Origin of the sequence: Streptomyces sp. SID3343, from assembly GCF_009865215.1 — a bacterium.
Lineage (GTDB): Bacteria > Actinomycetota > Actinomycetes > Streptomycetales > Streptomycetaceae > Embleya.
In genome coordinates this window covers 1-14,554 of record NZ_WWJX01001523.1, presented here as the reverse complement: position 1 = coordinate 14,554, position 14,554 = coordinate 1, and the positions used below count along the sequence as shown (strand labels likewise).

General features: G+C 70.9%; 14 protein-coding genes and 1 pseudogene. 5 read left to right on the top strand and 10 right to left on the bottom strand.

The features are described from left to right. Window positions 1-115: 115 nt before the first annotated feature. From GT354_RS48475 to GT354_RS48465, 3 genes are all read right to left on the bottom strand, one after another. Complete coding sequence (locus tag GT354_RS48475; protein ID WP_161364379.1) at window positions 116-298, bottom strand: hypothetical protein; 183 nt, start codon at window positions 296-298, stop codon at window positions 116-118. 130 nt (window positions 299-428) lie between these two features. Further along, window positions 429-707, bottom strand: a complete 279-nt coding sequence (locus GT354_RS48470; RefSeq protein WP_161364376.1) for a hypothetical protein — start codon at window positions 705-707, stop codon at window positions 429-431. Further along, on the bottom strand, window positions 704-1,201 hold the full coding sequence (locus tag GT354_RS48465; RefSeq protein WP_161364374.1) for an Asp23/Gls24 family envelope stress response protein: 498 nt from the start codon (window positions 1,199-1,201) through the stop codon (window positions 704-706). Before GT354_RS48465 ends, GT354_RS48470 begins: the two co-directional genes overlap by 4 nt. Window positions 1,202-1,493: 292 nt before the next feature. On the opposite strand from GT354_RS48465, the gene GT354_RS48460 reads away from it, so the two are divergent. The 3 genes from GT354_RS48460 to GT354_RS56965 are packed head-to-tail and all read left to right on the top strand — an operon-like array spanning window position 1,494 to window position 3,087. Then, on the top strand, window positions 1,494-2,048 hold the full coding sequence (locus GT354_RS48460) for a sigma-70 family RNA polymerase sigma factor (protein ID WP_161364372.1): 555 nt from the start codon (window positions 1,494-1,496) through the stop codon (window positions 2,046-2,048). Continuing rightward, on the top strand, window positions 2,039-2,746 hold the full coding sequence (locus tag GT354_RS56970) for an Asp23/Gls24 family envelope stress response protein (protein WP_161364370.1): 708 nt from the start codon (window positions 2,039-2,041) through the stop codon (window positions 2,744-2,746). Before GT354_RS48460 ends, GT354_RS56970 begins: the two co-directional genes overlap by 10 nt. After that, window positions 2,743-3,087, top strand: a complete 345-nt coding sequence (locus GT354_RS56965; protein WP_161364368.1) for an Asp23/Gls24 family envelope stress response protein — start codon at window positions 2,743-2,745, stop codon at window positions 3,085-3,087. The genes GT354_RS56970 and GT354_RS56965 overlap by 4 nt, the downstream gene beginning before the upstream one ends. 81 nt (window positions 3,088-3,168) lie before the next feature. On the opposite strand, the gene GT354_RS48445 is transcribed toward GT354_RS56965, so the two are convergent. The 5 genes from GT354_RS48445 to GT354_RS48425 form a co-directional block, all read right to left on the bottom strand. Beyond that, window positions 3,169-4,422: an FAD-dependent monooxygenase gene (locus GT354_RS48445; protein ID WP_161364367.1), complete on the bottom strand. Its 1,254-nt coding sequence runs from the start codon at window positions 4,420-4,422 to the stop codon at window positions 3,169-3,171. Between the two features lie 90 nt (window positions 4,423-4,512). Continuing rightward, window positions 4,513-6,522, bottom strand: coding sequence for an ABC transporter ATP-binding protein (locus GT354_RS48440; RefSeq protein ID WP_161364383.1), 2,010 nt, complete (start codon window positions 6,520-6,522; stop codon window positions 4,513-4,515). Between the two features lie 208 nt (window positions 6,523-6,730). Continuing rightward, window positions 6,731-7,507 carry an enoyl-CoA hydratase/isomerase family protein gene (locus GT354_RS48435; protein ID WP_161364381.1) on the bottom strand — a complete coding sequence of 259 codons (777 nt, stop codon included), beginning with the start codon at window positions 7,505-7,507 and terminating at the stop codon, window positions 6,731-6,733. A 169-nt stretch (window positions 7,508-7,676) separates the two neighbouring features. Next, window positions 7,677-7,919, bottom strand: coding sequence for a helix-turn-helix domain-containing protein (locus GT354_RS48430; protein WP_346012515.1), 243 nt, complete (start codon window positions 7,917-7,919; stop codon window positions 7,677-7,679). Window positions 7,920-8,382: 463 nt separating this feature from the next. Then, window positions 8,383-9,981 (bottom strand): ABC-F family ATP-binding cassette domain-containing protein, encoded by a 1,599-nt coding sequence (locus GT354_RS48425; RefSeq protein WP_161364363.1) that lies wholly within the window; start codon window positions 9,979-9,981, stop codon window positions 8,383-8,385. A gap of 491 nt (window positions 9,982-10,472) precedes the next feature. Between GT354_RS48425 and GT354_RS48420 the strand changes: the two genes are divergently transcribed. After that, window positions 10,473-11,387: a neutral zinc metallopeptidase gene (locus tag GT354_RS48420; RefSeq protein ID WP_161364360.1), complete on the top strand. Its 915-nt coding sequence runs from the start codon at window positions 10,473-10,475 to the stop codon at window positions 11,385-11,387. 118 nt (window positions 11,388-11,505) lie between these two features. Here GT354_RS48420 and GT354_RS48415 read toward each other — a convergent pair whose 3' ends face one another. Then, entirely contained in the window at window positions 11,506-12,036 is a 531-nt protein-coding gene (locus GT354_RS48415) for a hypothetical protein (RefSeq protein ID WP_161364358.1), read from the bottom strand. Window positions 12,037-12,287: 251 nt separating this feature from the next. Then, window positions 12,288-12,719 carry an ATP-binding protein gene (locus tag GT354_RS48410; RefSeq protein WP_161364356.1) on the bottom strand — a complete coding sequence of 144 codons (432 nt, stop codon included), beginning with the start codon at window positions 12,717-12,719 and terminating at the stop codon, window positions 12,288-12,290. Between the two features lie 438 nt (window positions 12,720-13,157). On the opposite strand from GT354_RS48410, the pseudogene GT354_RS48405 reads away from it, so the two are divergent. Beyond that, window positions 13,158-14,554 (top strand): annotated as a pseudogene (locus GT354_RS48405) (hypothetical protein); the annotation flags it as partial.

Sequence of the window (14,554 nt, the reverse complement as noted above, 5' to 3'; positions counted from 1 at the left end):
GCCGCGGTCGCCTCACGCGCGGCGCGCGCGGCGATCTTCTCGACCACGCGCCCGCCGATCTGGAGCACGCCGCGATCCGCGGGCGGCGCGAGCCCCTCCGCCGGAACCGCGCGCATCAGCGCCGCCGGTTGCGCGAGCTGAACAGCTCGCCGAGGTCCAGATCGCCGTCCAGGAAGCGGCCGACCAGGAAGCCGACCACGCCGAGCGCGGCGACCAGGAGGAAGGCCCCGAAGCCGCCGAGGGCGGCGGCGAGGCCGAGAGCCATGCCGACCAGCAAGCCGACCATCGGTGTACTCATTGGAGAACGACTCCTCTGCTGAGCCCGGCCATCACCGGACGCGGCTTGTTACTCGACTGACGTGAACTACTCGACCGACTCGAACCACTCGACCGATCCGGGCCGAGCCACCGAACACACCCCGGCCCACCTATTCGACCCGCGGGTTGTTCCGCCGTCGCTGCCGCTCGGTCAGGTGCCGCCACAGGCGGCCGGGCAATCGGCCGCGGCGGAAGACCGTGGTCTCCGCCGCCTTCCCGGAAAGGTGGGTCGCGGCCGGCGGAGCCGCGTCCATCAACGCCCGGAGACGTTCGAGCCCGGCGACGAATTCATCGGGGTCACCCCCGCGGTCGGGATGATTCGCACGGATGAACTCCCGGTATTCGCGCAGCAGGTGACGCCGCTCGTCGCCGCCGGGCCCTTCGGTCACTGAAGCTGGCGTTCCTTGGAGTTGTCGTCGCCGTCGTACTCGATGTGGATGTCGTCCACCGCGATGTTGACTTCGACCACCTCGAGCGCGGTCATACGCTCGACGGAGTCGATGACATTCTCTCGGACGGCCTGCGCCAACTCCGCGATGGGCACGCCGTAATCGACGACGATGTTGAGGTCTACGGCACACTGCCGCTCGCCGACCTCGACGCTGACGCCCTGGGCGACGTTCGGCTTGCCCCCCGGGATGCGCTGACGCACCGCGCCGAAGGCACGCGCCGCGCCGCCGCCCAACGCGTACACGCCCGGGATCTCGCGGGCCGCAATGCCCGCGATCTTCGCCACCACACCGTCCGCGATGGACGTGCGGCCCTTCTCCGTGGCCAGCTTGACGACCTCGGTCGATCGAGCCCCGCCGCCCACCGACGGGCGCTCCTCGTCCTTCTTGAGCGCCTGCGTGCCGGTCTTGCCCGGGGTCGTTGTGTCCGTCATCGGCGTACTTCCTTCCTCGACTGCCAAAATCTCGCCGCAACCTCGATGTCGGAGCCGAACCACTCGGTCCCGCCTGACATCGGTGCCCTTTGCCAGGGCCACCACACCTGTACGACACACCCGCGACCCGAACGTCACGCGTCGTACGAAGGATGTTTCGTGGAATCCGACGCTATCCCCCGGTGAACCCCGAGGCACGGACCCCGAGGCGCGCCTCGCCGAAGAGGGCCGGTTCTCGTGTTGACGCGCCCGGCGCAGTACGGTCGCCGGGTTGGGGACGAGGAGGAAACCGATGGCCGAAGAGGCCGAGCTCGACGAGGGCACCCTGGTGGTGCGGGCTCAAGAGGGCGACGCCGAGGCGTTCGAGGTGCTGATGCGTCGGCACGGTCGATCCTTGTACACGCTCGCCTTGCGCATCCTCGGCCGACCCACGGACGCGGAGGACGCGGTCCAGGAGGCGTTCATCAGCGCGTGGCGCCGGTTGTCCGCCTTTCGCGCCGATGCGTCGTTCCTGACGTGGATGTACCGCATCGTCACCAACCGCGCGCTGAACATCGCGCGTACGCGGCGGCCCACGGTCGGGCTCGACGAGGTGCCGGATCGGTTCATCGAGGGGATGGCCGACAACCCGGAACGCAGAGCCGAGGGCTCGGCGGCACTCAAGGCGCTCCAGGAGGCGATGACCACGCTCACCGAGGAGCAACGCGCCTGCTGGGTGCTGCGCGAGCTGCACGGGCAGAGCTATGACGAGATCGCGGTGGCCGTGGGAATCGGACCGAGCGCGGTCCGGGGCAGGATCTTCCGAGCACGACAGACCCTGGCGGAGGCGATGCGGCCGTGGACGTGACGAACGAGGCGGACAATCCGCGTGAGCCCGGGCGGCTGCCCTCCGCGGCGGAACTGCTGGCCGGAACCCCCGACGTCCCCGACCCGGCCGTCGAACGGGCGCTGGAGGACCGGGCGCGCCCGGACCCGGACGAGGACCTGCTGCCGTGCGGGCGCGAACCGGAGACCGTCCTCGAACACGCGGGCGCGGGCACCCTCGACGAGCACGAGCGCTCGTGTCCCGAGTGCCAGGCGGTGATTCGCGACCACTCGGTGCTCGACCAGGTCACCCGCGAGTGGGCCGAGTTGCCGGTGCCGATGCCGGACGACCTCGGTACGCGGGTGATGCGCCTGGTGCGGGCCGAGTTGCACACCGGCCGGCTGCTGCCGTTGGGCGAGCCGGACGAGGAGTTGACCCTGACCGAGACCGCCGCGGCCCGCGCGTTGCGCGCCGCGGTGGACGCGGAACCGGGGGTACAGGCGCGCAGTTGCCGGATCCGGCCGCACGAGAACCGGGCCGGCGCGGCGGTGCCGGGCCCGGTCGTGGTGCGGCTGTCGGTCGGCGTACCGTACGGCGAGCCGATCCATCCGTTGACCGATCGGCTGCGCGCACGCGTACGTCGGGCGGCTGCCGAACGACTGGGTCTCGAAGTGGCGAAGGTGGACGTGGACGTGGTGGACCTCGAAGGCAACGATCCGGCCGCGAAGGCGCGCCGGTGACCGCGCCGGCGCAGCGCACGCCGCGCGAACTGTCCATCCTGGCCCGCACCTCCGCGGGCGGCGCGGCGCTGGCCGTGCCCGGCGTGGTGGGCCTGCAACCGGGCCTGCTCGACGCGGTGGCCCAGGTGTCGGGCGGCCTGCTGCCGGGTCGCGTGCCGGGCGTGACCACGCGCGTGGTCGACGGCGTGCTGCACGTGGACGTCCAGTTCCGCGCCGCGGCGGATCGCCGCGTACTCGACACCGCCCGCGAGGTCCGCACCGCGGTCACCGCGGAGGTCGTCAAGCGCACCGGTCAAGGGAAGGTCGTCGTGCACGTCCTGGTGACGGACGCCGGCGTCTGACCCGCGGTCGAGGCGCCCCCGCGGGCGACGCGACCGGGGGTCGACGTGACCCGGCCTCCCGGCGTTCGCCCGCGGTGGACGTCAGGAGGCCGCGGCGGCGCTCGTGGCTCGCGCCGGGACGCCGTAGGTGGCCCGGGTGTTCAGCGACTTCGGGTCGTGCCCGGGCAGGTGTCCGTACGCGCCGATGATGCCGCCGATCTCCTCGGCCGCGCCCAGCGGCCCGGTCGCCTCCGCGGCTCGCGGCACCCGGCCGTGGCCGATCAGTTGGAGCCACTTGTTGAGCGGCAGCCGGGCCCGCTCGTACTCCTCCAACGCCTCGACCGGGTCGTCGTGGCCGGCCAACGCCCGCGCGAGCACCCGCGCGTCGACGATCGACTCGGACGCGCCGCCGAGCACGTACGGGTACAGCGGGTGCGCGGCGTCGCCGAGCAGGGTGACCCGGCCGAACGACCACTGCTCCAGCGGGGCGCGGGTGACCAGCGGGTAGCCGGACGCCTCGGTCGGCGTGCGGACCATCGCGCCGATGTCGGCGCCCGCGATGCTCCAGCCGCGAAAGACCCGGCCGAGTCGGCGCAGGTCGGCGGGGCCGTTCCAGCCGCTGTCGTCGAGTTCGCCGGCCGACTGCCGATCGGGCAGTTCGGCGAGCCAGTTGGTGAGTGTGTAGCCGTCGCGCGGATCGATCGGCTTGATCGGGTGCGCCATGAATCGCGCCTCGCCGTGGGCGCTCATGATCATGGTGTGGCCGTCGGCGAACGGCGGGCAGCGGGTGGTGCCGCGCATCAGGATCCGCGGCTGCGCGAGCGGCGGGTCCTCGTCGGGGAACAGCGTCGCGCGGGTCGCGGAGTTGACGCCGTCGGCCCCGATCAGCACGTCGGCCCGTTCGTGCCACGACCGACCCTCGGCGTCGACGAACCGCGCGTACACGCCCGCGTCGTCCTGCCGGAACCCGGTCAGGCGACCGCCGGTGCGCACCGCCGAGCGGCCGAGCCGCTGATACACCGCGCGCAGCAGCGCGACCTGCAATTCGCCGCGCGGCACGGACAGGTGGGGCCACAGGTAGCCGGCCCGCTGCCCGCGCGGCGCCAGCACCACGCGGGTGGCGGCGGGATTGGGATACGCCACCTGCGACAGCGGCACGCCGAGGTTGGCGATCGGGTGGTAGAGGTCCAACTCGGCGAGTTCTCTCACCGCGTGGGGCAACAGGCTGATTCCGAGCCCGAGGGGCCGGATTCTCAGGGCCGCGTCGACCACCGTGATGTCGGTGATCCCCGCGTCGTACAGGCTCAGTGCCGCAGCCAACCCGCCTATGCCGCCACCGGCGACGAGAACACGCACGTAGAAAGCCCCTCTTGCCCACCATTTGGAATACAACCACACTACCTGCCGACCAGCGCTGCGGTCGGTCTACGACACGTCAACGAACGGTCAACCCGCCAGGACTCCCGGGACCGGCAACTCTTCCTCGAAGTCCTTTGCCGACTGCGTCTTCGCCCCCTCCTCCGACTGCGTCCTCGACCGGTTCTCCGGCTGCTCCCCCGACTCCTTCTCCGAAGGTTCCGCCGACTCGGCCTCCTGATCCCGGAACTGACGGTGGTACAGGTCCGCGTACAGCCCGCGCCGCGCCAGGAGTTCGCGGTGCGTGCCGCGTTCGACGACAGCCCCGGCGTCGACCACGAGAATCTGGTCGGCGTCGCGCACGGTGGACAACCGGTGCGCGATGACGAGCGCCGTACGCCCTTCCAGGGCCGCGCTCAACGCGCGCTGCACGGCGGCCTCCGACTCGGAGTCCAGGTGCGCCGTCGCCTCGTCGAGCACCACCACGCGTGGCGCCTTGAGCAACAGACGCGCGATCGCCAACCGTTGCTTCTCGCCGCCGGAGAGCCGATGTCCGCGCTCGCCGACCACGGTGTCCAGGCCGTCCGGCAACTCGTCCACGAGGTCGCCGATGTTGGCCGCCCGCAAGGCGTCCCACAGCTCGTCGTCGGACGCGCCCGGCTTGGCGTAGACCAGGTTGCCCCGGATCGTGTCGTGGAACATGTGCGAGTCCTGGGTGACCACGCCCACCGTGTCCCGCAGCGACGCCAGGGTGACGTCGCGCACGTCGTGCCCGCCGATGCGCACCGCGCCCTCGGTGGCGTCGTACAGCCGGCCGAGCAGCGCCGTGATCGTGGTCTTGCCGGCTCCCGAGGGGCCCACCAGCGCGACCATCTGTCCGGGCTCGGCTCGAAACGACACGTCGTGCAAGACCGGTTCGGAGCGCCGCCGATCGAGCACCGCGACGCTTTCCAGCGACGCGAGCGAGACCTGATCGGCACTCGGGTAGGCGAACCCGACGCCGTCGAACTCGACCGCCGCCGCGTCCGCGGGCAGCGGCCGGGCGTCGGGCTTGTCGGCGATCATCGCGGACAGGTCGAGGACCTCGAAGACCCGCTCGAAGCTCACCAACGCGGTCATCACGTCCACCCGCACGTTGGCGAGCGCGGTGAGCGGCCCGTAGAGGCGGCCCAACAACACGGTGAGCGCGACGAGCGTGCCGACCGTGAGTTCGCCGTCCACCGCGAGGTGGCCGCCGATCAGGTACACCAGCGCCGTGGCCAACGACGCGACCAAGGTCAGCGCGGTCGCGAACACCCGGTTGACCAACGCGATCCGGATTCCGATGTCACGCACCCGGGCGGCCCGGCCGGAGAACAGTTCGTCCTCCTCCTCGGGCCGGCCGAAGATCTTGGCCAGCATCGCGCCCGAGACGTTGAACCGCTCGGTCATCACCGTCGACATCTCGGCGTCGAGCTGCATCTGCTCGCGCGTCATGGCCTGCAACCGGCGACCGATCCACTTCGCCGGCAGCAGGAACAGCGGCAGCAACAGCAGCGAGATCAGGGTGATCTGCCACGCGAGGTAGAACATCGTGCCCGCGACCAGGATCAGGCTCACGAGGTTGGAGACGACGCCCGCGAGGGTCGAGGTGAACGCGCGTTGCGCGGACAGCACGTCGTTGTTCAGGCGCGAGATCAGCGCGCCGGTCTGGGTCCGGGTGAAGAACGCGATCGGCTGGCGCTGCACGTGCGCGAACACCTTGCTGCGCAGCGTGTAGATCGAACCCTCGCCGATTCGCGCGGAATACCACCGCTCGGCCAGCCCGAACCCGGCGGCGAGCAGCGCGATCACCGCGACCACGATCGCCAGTGTGGTCACCAACCCCGCGTCGCCCTTGAGCACGCCGTCGTCGACGATCCGCTGGGCCAGCAACGGCGGCACGATCGTCAGGACCGCGCCGATCACCACGAGGACCAGATACGCCGTGATCTGCCGGGCGAAGGGCTTGGCGAACTCCCCCACCCGCCGCACCGTCCCGGGCGCCAGTTTTCGCTCGACCACGGACGAGTCCCGCGTATAGGACCGCAGGTTGACCCCCATGGGGCCCCCGCCTCTCATCATGTATGGAACTCCTGTACGTCTGCACGGCTCGGATGATCATCAGAAGAAATCCTGAGTCAACCTCAGCACTTCGGGTACAGGAACACCACGGCGCGCCCGCTTACTCCCGACCGACCCGCGCCGCCGGCGAAACCGTCCGGGAGCGCCGGCCGCGAAACCGTCCGGGAGTCGAGAAGCAGCGGTCACCCACGGCGGGCCGGCTTGCTCAGTCGCCCAAGCCGGCGAGGTCGCGCAGGCGGCGGGCCTGGGCGGCGCGTTCGGCGGCGCGTTGTTCGTCGTAGGTACGCGTCGCCGCGCCCGCGAGCAGTGCCTTGGTCTCGATCACCGCGTCACGCGGCGCGCCGAGCATGGCCGCCACCAGATCACGCGCGGCCGCGCCGAGGTCCTCGCGCGGTACCGCGAGCGTGGCCAGGCCCATCGAGACCGCCTCCGCGGCGCCGACCCATCGGCCGGTCACGCAGATCTCCAGCGCGCGGGCATAGCCCACGAGGTCGGTCAACGGCTTGGTGCCGGCCAGGTCCGGGACCAGGCCGAGCGCCGTCTCGCGCATCGAGAACTGCGCGTCGTCGGCGCACACCCGCAGATCGCACGCGAGCGCCAATTGGAATCCCGCGCCCACCGCGTGCCCCTGCACGGCGGCGACCGTGATCAGGTCCGGGCGGCGCCACCACGTGAACGCCTCCTGGAACGAGGCGATGGCCGCGTCGAGTTCGTCGTCGTCCGCACCGGCGAGGCCGGCAAGGTCCCGCTCGCCCGGGATGCCCCCGCCTCCGGGGAACATCCGACGATCCAGGCCCGCGGAGAAGGACGTACCCTCCGCGCACAGCAGCACGGCCCGGACGTCTCCGGGCAGTTCGCGGCCGACTGCGGCAAGCGCGCGCCAGAGCGCGGGAGTCTGCGCGTTGCGTCGATCGGGATTGGTGAGGGTCACCACCGCGAAGGGACCTTCGATCGCGACCGAAAGGCCCTGCTTTTCCGCCATGTCGTCACTGCTACCGATGCCACTGCTGTCCATCTGATCCGCCACCACGTCCACGGTCCTTCCCGTGTGCGGGTCGCTTCCGGCAAACGACCACGCTCCCGACGTTACCGGTCGGTCACATGGTCGTTCGACGGTTGGTACTGTCGAGCCGTTCCTCGCGAACGCGGCCTCAGGAGGCTGCCGACGCGGAGGACGCCGCGGCCCTCGCCTTGCCCCGTGTCGCCCCACCCCTGCCGCGCAGGGTCACCCCGGATTCGCTGAGCATCCGGTGCACGAAGCCGTAGGAACGGCCCGTCTCCTCCGCGAGAGCGCGGATGCTGGCACCGGAGTCGTACTTCTTCTTGAGGTCAGCCGCGAGCTGCTCGCGCGCGGCACCGGTCACCCGGCTGCCCTTCTTCAGAGTCTCGGCCACACGTGCCTCCTCATAGGAAGTGCGCTCTGGAATCCCATGATCACCCCTGCGCCATGCCATGGCCAGTGATTCCACCAGCCCCGATGGCTTGATCGTCGCGCCGCGTGGGGTCGTGCACACAAAGATCACCCGACCGGAATCCGGCCCTCCCTTGCCGAATGCTTGACCGAATCCTGTGTCCGTCCGCAAAGCCCCTGGTCACGGACACGATTCGGGGCCTTGCTCTGCGTCGCCATGGGATCCCGTGATCGGAATCACGTGATGACCGGAAGGATGGCTTCCGCTTGTGAGGGTTTCGTGGTGAAAACCCGCCGAGGGGACGAATGCGAACACCCCGCCGGGTTGCCACGTGTGGCAACCCGGCGGGGTGTCGACGATCCGTCCTGCTTCGCGTGGTCCGACGAGTGCGCCGGTGCGCGCTCGGCGAGCGCGCGGCGCGCGTCGGCGGGCACGAGGGTGTCGGCTAGGCGAGCGCGACCAGGTCCGCGTAGTCCTCGTTCCACAGGTCTTCGACGCCGTCCGGGAGCAGGATGATCCGCTCCGGCTGGAGCGCCTCGACCGCGCCCTCGTCGTGCGTGACGAGAACGACGGCGCCCTCGTAGGTCCGCAGCGCGTCCAACACCTCGGCGCGGCTCGCCGGGTCGAGGTTGTTCGTCGGCTCGTCCAGGAGCAGCACGTTGGCCTTCGAGACCACCAGCGTCGCGAGCGCGAGCCGGGTCTTCTCGCCGCCGGAGAGCACGCCGGCCGGCTTGTCGACGTCGTCGCCGGAGAACAGGAACGAGCCGAGCACCTTGCGCACTTCGACCAGGTCGAGGTCGGGCGAGGACGAGCGCATGTTCTCCAGGACCGTGCGCTCGGGGTCGAGCGTCTCGTGTTCCTGTGCGTAGTAACCGAGTTGCAGGCCGTGGCCCGGCTCGATGTTGCCGGTGTCGGGGTCCTCGACGCCGCCGAGCAGGCGCAGCAGGGTGGTCTTGCCCGCGCCGTTGAGGCCCAGGATGACCACCCGCGAGCCCTTGTCGATCGCGAGGTCGACGTCGGTGAAGATCTCCAACGAGCCGTAGGACTTGGACAGCCCCGACGCCATCAGCGGGGTCTTGCCGCACGGGGCCGGCTTCGGGAAGCGCAGCTTGGCGACCTTGTCGGACTTGCGCTCGCTCTCCAGGCCGGAGAGCAACTTCTCGGCGCGGCGGGCCATGTTCTGCGCGGCGACGGTCTTGGTGGCCTTCGCGCGCATCTTGTCGGCCTGCGAGAAGAGTTGGTCGGCCTTCTTCTCGGCGTTGGCGCGCTCGCGCTTGCGACGGCGCTCGTCGGTCTCGCGCTGGACCTTGTACGCCTTCCACGGGACGTTGTAGATGTCGATCGTGGTGCGGTTGGCGTCGAGGAAGTAGACCTTGTTGACGCACGCCTCCATCAGGCCGACATCGTGACTGATCACGATGAATCCGCCCTTGTACGTCTTGAGGAAGTCGCGCAGCCAGCCGATCGAGTCGGCGTCGAGGTGGTTGGTCGGCTCGTCGAGCAGGAGCGTGTCGGCGTCCGAGAACAGGATCCGGGCCAGCTCGACGCGGCGGCGCTGGCCGCCGGAGAGGGTGTGCAGCGGTTGGGCCAGGATGCGGTCGGGCAGGCCCAGGCTGGCGGCGATCGTGGCCGCCTCCGCCTCGGCCGCGTAGCCGCCCTTGGTCAGGAATTCGGTCTCCAGGCGCGAATACCTGCGCATCGCCTTGGCGGCGACGTCGCCACTCGCGCTCGCCATCGCGCCCTCGGCCTCGCGCATGCCGGTCAGCGCCGTGTCCAGGCCGCGTGCGGACAGGATGCGGTCGCGGGCCAGCACGTCCAGGTCACCGGTGCGCGGGTCCTGCGGGAGGTAGCCGACCTCACCGGTGCGCGTGATGGTGCCGGACGCGGGCTGCGTTTCGCCGGCGAGGGTCTTGGTGAGCGTGGTCTTGCCGGCGCCGTTGCGGCCGACGAGTCCGATGCGGTCGCCCGCCGCGATCCGGAAGGACGCGGGTTCGAGCAGGATGCGGGCGCCGGCGCGTAGTTCGACGTTGGTTGCGTTGATCATGAAAAACTGGACTTCCGGTCGAGGGACTGGCGAAAACGGACGGTCGCGGGGTTCGCAGCGGAACCGCATCGCACCGGTTCTCGATCAAGCGCTAAGGCCGCTCGCGGGGACTTCCAGAGAAACCGACCATGCGCTCCAGTCTACGGGAGCGCTCCTCCGGTATTTCCGGGCGGCGGTGGTCGGTATGCCGACGGGGAGGTGAAGTCGGGACGACCGGGCCATAAAAACCCGGAAAAGGGATATCCGTCACGCGACGTCTTCTTCGTCACACGGTCGTGTGGCTCGGTCCCGCGGATGCCCCTGCTTCTGCCCTGGCGCCTTCCGGGATTCGCCTCCGGCGTGTTCCCGCTCCACATCTTCTACAGCGTTGTCGTAGATTGCTCCTCGGCGTCTTCGCCTCGGGTCCGTGGTCGAGGCCCCGGCCCACGTTCTTGTACTCCACTTCTCGTACCCCACAGCCCTTGCCCTTCGAGTCCGCAGGCGGTGCCGCGATGCAGTTCGACGACGATGCGGATCTGGACACGTCACAGATCGAGGATCAGCGCGGTTCCTCCGGTGGTGGGATTCGGCGGCCCGGGATGGCGGTCGGCGGTGGTGCGGTGGGGCTGATCGTCGTGGTCGTCGGGCTGATCTTCGGGCTCAGCCCGGACCAGCTCGGCCTGAGCGGCGACGGCGGAGGCGGCGGTGGGGGCGGCGGCGTCCCGGCGGACAACCGCGCGCTCCAGGAATCGTGCAAGAAGGGCACCGACGCCAACGCGCGCGACGACTGCCGGATCGTCGGGGTGGTCAACAGCGTGCAGACCTACTGGACGAGCGCCTACCGGCAGCGCGGACAGACCTACAAGCCCGCGCCGACCAGGTTCTTCACCGGCAGCACCTCGACGGCGTGCGGCGGGGCCACGTCGGCGGTCGGGCCGTTCTACTGCCCGGGCGATCGCAAGGTCTACATCGACCTGGGCTTCTTCGACGAACTGCGGACCAAGTTCGGCGCGAAGGGCGGGCCGTTCGCCGAGGCGTACGTCATCGCGCACGAGTACGGGCATCACATCCAGGACCTCACCGGCCAAATGGCCAAGGTCGGCAACGACCGACAGGGGCCGCAGAGCGGCTCGGTGCGGCTCGAACTCCAGGCGGACTGCTACGCCGGGGTGTGGACCAAGAACGCGACCACCACCCCGCAGTCCAACGGGCGTCCGCTGATCTCGCAGCTGACCGACCAGGACATCGCCGACGGCCTGGACGCCGCGGCGGCGGTGGGCGACGACCGGATCCAGGAGGAGTTCCAGGGCAAGGTCAACCCGGAAAGCTGGACGCACGGTTCGGCGGCGCAGCGGCAGAAGTGGTTCCGGCAGGGGTACTCGACGGGCGACATGAGCAAGTGCGACACGTTCACGGGACGCATCTGACGCCCGGACGGGATTCGGGGCGGGTGGTGCCCCGGGCCGGCGTCCCACCGCCGAGCCGCGCTGTCGTGGCGCGGCGGCGAGGCGGGCTTCCCGGTGGCGGGGCCCGCCTCCTCGTCGGTCAGCCCGCGGCGTGGCCGGCCCGGTCGACCATGTCCTCCGCGTACGGGACCGCGGCCAGGTGCCGATCGAGTCGGGCCCTGATCTCCTTGTCGCTCCCGTCGCCGGGGCTCGACTGCCGCACCCACGCGGCCGACGCCTCCAGGGCTCCGCGCGCACCGGCCGCGGCGGCGGCCAGGTAGGGCAGCACGTCGTCGTCGGCGCCGTCGCGGACCACGCCGGCGAGCCGGATCAGGTCGGCGGCCAACGCGGCGATGCGCAACGGGACTTCGACGTCGTCCTCGGCGGGCGGATGGCCGTGGGCGAACGCCTCGGCGTGGCCGACCCGCATCGCGCGTTCGCGCATTCGGCCGGCCTCGGCGCGGGCCGCGCGCATCGTCTCCTCGGCGTCGGTGGTGTGCAGGGCCAATGCGGCCGAGCGCTCGATGAGCGCGGCGGCCTGGGCGGCTTGGAGTGCGGCGGCCGAGCCGCGGACCCGAATGTCGGGACTGGCCAGACGGTCGAGGTGCTCCCCGATGGTCTGTTCGCGCAACGTACCCTCCTGAGTGGACGGTTGTGGCCGGCCCTTGCCGGATTGCACGGTGTCACCGAATCACGCTCTTCATCCGAGCTGCCCGACTCACTCGGTGTACTCGGTTCACGCGGTGTGCTCGGTTCACTCGGCGTGCTCGGTGCGGTTGAGCCGGTGTACTCGGTTCACCCGGTCTGTTCGGTTGTTCGGCCTGCGTTATTCGGTTGTTCGGCCTGCGTGATTGCGCCGAGGCATCGGGCCGCGGCGCCGGGTCACGCGACCGTTTTGACGTCGCACCACACGACCTTGCCGTCCGGAACGGAATAACTGCCCCATTCCTCGGCCATGGCCTCGACGAGGAGCAGCCCGCGACCGTGTTCGTCGAGCAGATCCACCGCGTCGCCGGGCGCGGGAGGCGTGGCGTCGTGGTCGACCACCGCTATCCGGATGGTGTTCTCGCGCCGCAACACCGCGACCGCGACGGAACGACCGCTCGCCGAGTGCTGGACCGCGTTGGTCACCAACTCGGACAGGAGAAGTTCGAGCGTGTCCGCCGGCGCCTCGGGGACGTGCTCCGCGAGCACGCGCCGCAGGGCGTGCCGAGCGCGAGGCACCGCCTCGACGGTGGCGGCGAAACGCAGGGACATCAACAACGGGCCGGCCTGGGCTTCCCCGGGTCGCGGCGATGGTGCGGTTTCGCCCACGTCTCCCCCTGTTCTCCCCCTGCTTGCACGACATGAGCCGGCCGGAGGCTTCGGCAACCTTTGTCCAAACTAGCCGTCCTTGTCGCCCGTGTTCGTGAGATCGACTTCTTTACTCCTGGTGAAACGTGGCGTGGGACGTGCGACGGCGCGCGGCAGGCGCACGTCTGTACGAAACGAGCCCCCCGAGCGCCGGAACACGGTTCCCTCGGCCGCGACACGGGTAGCGAACGGCCACGGAAGCAGCTCTTCGGGGCAGGGTGCGAGACGGCGCGAAAAGTACAGGGGGATACATCCCACACGCCTCGCGCCGCCGTACGGGGAACCATCGCTTCCGCCGTTTCGTCCCGCAAGCAGACGGCAACGGCTCCGGACACCCTGGGCCCGCCCGTCGCCCGGCCGCTAACGTCGGGGGTACCGACCGCCTCACGGAGGACCTGCATGCAGCCCCGGCTCCAGGCCACTCTGGCCGATTTCGTCCCAGCTCTGCGCTTCGTCGCGCCCGAACTCGTCGCCGAATACCTGGAGCACGAGAACCTGCCCGCGGCCTGGTGGATGAGCGTGCCCGTCGTGCGCGCCGCGAACACGTTCGGCCGCGACGAACTGCCGGGCCGGCTGGCCGACCTCGCGTACACCGAACTGCGACACCTGCGACTCGGCGACCTGCTGCCGGGGGCGTGGCTCGCGAGCAACGGCTTCCGGCTGTCCCAGTGGCCCGACAGCGCGCGCACCAACGTGATGGTGCGTACTCCCGACTGGGCGGACCTGTTGACCACCACCGTGCGCGAGGTGGGTGACTGGACCCAGATCGGCACGTCGACGGTACGGCCGCTCGTTGCGCGCCTTTTCGAGGAAGTGTTGGGACTGCTGCCGAGCGACGACGAGTCGATGGACGTGGACGCGGTGATGGGCCTGCCACCGGTCGCCGCCCGCGAGCCGGTCGAGGCGGCGGCCGTGGCCGCGCCCACGCCGGAGGCCGAGCCGGAGATCGAACCCCGGCCGGAGGTCGAACCCGAGCCGGTGCCCGAGCCCGTCGCGGAAGACGCCGGCACGGTGGACGATATGGACGCCATGTTGGAGGACTGGCGCGAGCTCGACGAGGACGAGTTGCGACCGGTCGAGGCGCCTGTGCCGTTGACCGACGAACTCGGCGTCGTGGTCCGCTGGTTGGCCCAGCAGGCGCCGGACGTACCGCTGATGGCGCAGCTCGCGCAGGTCACCCTGGAGACCGCCGCGGTGGTCGGCCTGGAAGAGGCGACGCCGCAGGTGCACACGGCGCTCACGGCGCTGCTCTCGCAGGTCCCGTCCGGTCTGCGCTCGTCGCTCGTACTGCCGCCGGCGCCGCGCGCGGACGAGGCGGAGGAGGCCGTCGAGCCGGTTGTGGAGCCCGAGTCCGATTCCGGCCCCGAGTCCGACTCCGACTCCGGCCCCGGCCCCGAGCCGGTCGACGCGTTCGGTGAGACGCCGCCCGTCACCCAGGCGTCGGTGCCCACGGGGCGGGACGCGTACGGCGAGATCCCGCCCACCACGCAGGCCGCCGTCCCGGTGGTGCTGCCGCCCAAGCCGCCCACCGCGCCCGAACCCGCGCGCGACCCGAAGCTGCGGACCGCCGACCACATGTCGGACGCGCCGGCCGGGCGAACCGACTCCCGGGCCGAGCCCGCGCCCGCCGCCAGGGGTGGCCGGGCCAAGCTCTCCCCCGAGCCCCCGACCGAGGCCGACCACGCCGAGGACCCCGGCCTCGACGCCTACGGCGAGGTGCCGCCCGGCACGGTCGCCGACATCCCGCTGCGGACCGTCAAGGGCGGGGCGACCAGGGCCGAGCCGCCCACGCCCGC